Here is a 3490-nt window from a genome sequence, read left to right as displayed (position 1 = left end):
GGGTTCCACGTTGGGGTCTCCAATCCCGCCATCCGGCGCCGGCTTCATGCCGTTGCGCGTCGTGGCGATGGATCGGAGAATGAGCCGGGTGTTACCGCCCGAAATAGTCGCCCGGAATCCGCCCGACCAAATCTATTTCGGGCGGTAATTCCGGGCGGTCACTCTGACGCAGCTTTGTCTTTCCAACGGCGATAGGCCCTGTCAAAAAGTGAGCTGTTGCGCATCCCCTTCTCGCCCAGTGGCGGAGCCTTCGGATGAGCCAATAGCAGCCAATCTTGCAGTTCTCGGGCGATCGAAGTCTTTGATTTGGGAGGGGTCATCCCAGCGGCGCTTCTGCGTTCCAACTCGGCAACAACGAGATGCATAGACGACGGTGCACCGGCGCCACCCGTTGCATATATGGCAGCGTCTTCTACCGCATTAGAATGTGGCGCAGACGCGTTAGCTGCTTCAGGCTTATCAAGCAGCGCTAGCCGCTCGGAACGCTCGCCGTCGGCTGCACGATGTGCGTCTAATGCTCGCTCAAACTGCGGGCGGTCCAGAAAGATGTAGTGCGTGCGCTCGGCCACCGGGTCCATCGGATTGTCCCAGTTCGTGGAGCAATTGCGAAGGACGTGATCAAAGCCCGGCCATTGGACGTTCCATATCGAAGGGACGGCATTGATCATGGCGCCTCCCGTTAAAGGGCAGGCAAAGACCCTAATGTGGCCCCGATCATAGACAGTTTTTGCAAACCATTCCGTGACACGGCCCCGCTTCTGGAGTGCCGGGAATATCTCATTTTGTCTGTCGGAAACCATGCGCCGTACGGTGTCCCAATCCTCTTTAGATATGGGCTCGCTATCTATCGGGAACTTTTGCCCCAACGTCATCGATGAGCCTTGGCCGAGAGGAGCGAGCGGCGGCATCGTGGGTGCGCGATCCGGGAAAATCCTAGAGACCAGACGCCTCGCAAAGGTATGCTGATCGGCGGTTGCGAGAGACGCGGAAAAAGGAAGGTCTTCGACCCATTCCGTGGTGAACTCTTTGCCGTCCAGCGGTGCGCCAAGGATTATAGGCGCCGCCTCTAACATTGCGCGGGCGAGGAAAATCGATCCTTCAGGCTCTCTCGGCCAAAGGTCTTCGGAACTCCAGAATTTCGATCTCGAATGATGGACCACGCAGCCTATCCCCATGCAGTTCGATACCTATCCGGCCGCCTTTGGCCGGATAGGAGTGATGTTGGTTCCCTTTGACTTGGGCGTACCGACGAAACGCGCCCAGGCGTCCATGAGCTTGCGGCGCTTTTGCAGCGAGTCGGCACGGCGGTAGGCTCGCTCAGTCTCATCGCCGACGACGTGCGCAAGTGCGGCCTCGGCAATCTCGCGCGGAAATGCGGTTTGCTCGCCGCACCAGTCTCGAAAACTCGATCGAAAGCCGTGTGGCGTATATTGCTCCATCTGCATGCGGCGCATCAGCATCAGAATGGCGTGAGACGATAGCGGCCTGTCTTTGCGAGCGCCGGCAAATACAAACTCGCTGGCGTTGCATTGAAGAGACCGCGCGATATCGAGCGGGCGTTCGGCTAGCGGAACGCGGTGAACCCGCCCGGCTTTCATCCTATCGGCAGGAACGGTCCAGACCCCGCGCTCGAAGTCGAATTCGTTCCATTTCGCACCCCGGATCTCTCCAGTGCGCGAGGCGGTCAGGATCAGAAACTCAAGGGCGCGCGCCGCAGTGGCTTCACGCTCGCGGAGGCTTTGGACGAAGGTGGGCACATCATCGTAAGCCATGGCGGCGTGATGGCCGCGCGCGAGCCTCGACCTCTGCGGAAGCAACTTGTCGAGGTGGCCGCGCCATCGCGCTGGGTTCTCCCCGATACGTTTGCCCTTGGCCTTGGCGGCATCGAGGATGCGTTCGATGCGACCGCGCACGCGCGATGCTGTTTCCGCCTTGGTCCTCCAGATCGGCTTGAGCACATCGAGCACATGCTCGGTCCCAACTTCGTCTATGCGGAGAGGCCAGAGCGAACTGGCATGCGTCTTAAGCGATGACGACCATTGCGCCTGATGCTTCGCGTTCCGAAAACCGGATTTGATGTCTTCGATCAGTGTCTCGGCGAACTCGCCAAAAGCAGGCGTTGCATTCGGGCCAGCCTCTGCCGCTGCAATGCTGTCTTTTCGAGCTTGGATTGGATCGCTGCCGGCATCGAGGAGTTTCCGGGCGGCGGATGCCTTCGCCCGAGCCTCCGCCAGCGTAACGGCATCGAGCCCGCCGAGACCCATCTCCTTTCGGACAGTTCCCCAGCGGAACAAGAAAAGCCAGCGCTTCGCGCCGCTGGCATCGACCCACAGATAAAGGCCGCCGCCGTCGCTGTGCCGTCCAGGCGCCGTCAATGTGGCGACGCCTCGTGCTGTGAGTTTGTTGACTTGGCGCCCCACCGCTACCCCACCTTTCACCCCACCAGGCGACAGTCATTTCATGACACAGAAAGGCACAGCCCGGCAACTATTTTCCGGTTATGTTCGTGAGACTCCCCTACTGCGTTCACATTGAGGCATACCATGGCAGTTCAATTACACGGACTCCCTGTCCGCCATCATCCCGCTAAGGGTTTGATCCAAAAAGAGTTCTGAAAAATCAATGGCTTGCAGCCGCCCGAGTGGTACACACGGGTGGTACACAATGGCTCTCGCGATGTCGCGCCCCTGGAAGCATCATATTCGGCCGCAGCCATGAGGACGTGCAAGCCCAGCGAACGGCCATGATCCGAGCCGGCACGGCTGCCGAGCGTGACGAGTTCGTGATGTTCGTGACGATCTATGAGGAGCGCCCGCAATGAGCACAGCAGGTATCAGGCAGCGCGTCGCCAAGCTGGAGAGTGTCAGGGATGCCGGCGCCGCGCGACAGCATCTCATTGAGGCCCGATCGGAAGATGCGAAGTGCAAGGAGGCCGAGCTAATTGCTTCCGGCGCCGCGCGACAGAATGACCTGTTTATCGTGATCCGACGCTTTGCTGCGGAAGACTTCGCGGCATGAAGGCCATTGAGCCCAATCCTAACGGAAGCTGAATGGGCTGCCACATACTGCCAAGACTGAAAGAGTTCGGCTCCTGGGCTATTTGAAGCCCGGACGGCGCCGCGACTTCGTTTTGATCTGTGCTGCTAGGCCAGCCTGTTTAACATTGGCTTCTTTCGCCAGACGAAGCCCGCGCAGTTTGAGCATGTTGTCCTCGCGATGCTGGATCAGCTTCTCCGTTTCGGAAACAATCCTTGCGTGAGAGAGCGAGCGGGTTTGGATCTTCGAAAATTGGTTGTCGGCCGTTAAGCGCTGCTTTGAAAGTTCGAACATTACGATTTCCATTCGTATCTAGGTGTTTGATCCCAGGTTTTGATGGTGCGATCTTTTCCATCGGATGGAAGGAGGCACTATGGGCCAGGTTCTGCACGGGAGCGCCACAACGACGGAGGCGATCCGTCGAGCGATACAGCATAGTCAAGCGAGCCTGAGG

4 protein-coding genes are annotated in these 3490 nt (G+C 58.9%); 1 reads left to right on the top strand and 3 read right to left on the bottom strand.

The window, feature by feature from the left end; genetic code table 11:
* Positions 1-158 precede the first annotated feature (158 nt).
* Positions 159-1160 carry a hypothetical protein gene (locus AC1DVA_RS26965; protein ID WP_476807928.1) on the bottom strand — a complete coding sequence of 334 codons (1002 nt, stop codon included), beginning with the start codon at positions 1158-1160 and terminating at the stop codon, positions 159-161.
* A 27-nt stretch (positions 1161-1187) separates the two neighbouring features.
* A complete protein-coding gene (locus AC1DVA_RS26960) occupies positions 1188-2420 on the bottom strand; it encodes a tyrosine-type recombinase/integrase (protein WP_476807927.1) in 1233 nt (410 codons plus the stop codon).
* Between the two features lie 397 nt (positions 2421-2817).
* On the opposite strand from AC1DVA_RS26960, the gene AC1DVA_RS26955 reads away from it, so the two are divergent.
* Entirely contained in the window at positions 2818-3018 is a 201-nt protein-coding gene (locus tag AC1DVA_RS26955) for a hypothetical protein (RefSeq protein WP_265050137.1), read from the top strand.
* Between the two features lie 78 nt (positions 3019-3096).
* On the opposite strand, the gene AC1DVA_RS26950 is transcribed toward AC1DVA_RS26955, so the two are convergent.
* The gene (locus tag AC1DVA_RS26950; RefSeq protein WP_265050136.1) at positions 3097-3330 is read right to left on the bottom strand and encodes a hypothetical protein; all 234 of its coding nucleotides are present in this window, start codon (positions 3328-3330) and stop codon (positions 3097-3099) included.
* Positions 3331-3490: the final 160 nt, after the last annotated feature.

Source organism: Allobosea sp. P4_C6 (assembly GCF_056402015.1).
This window is presented reverse-complemented; position numbering and strand designations above follow the sequence as displayed.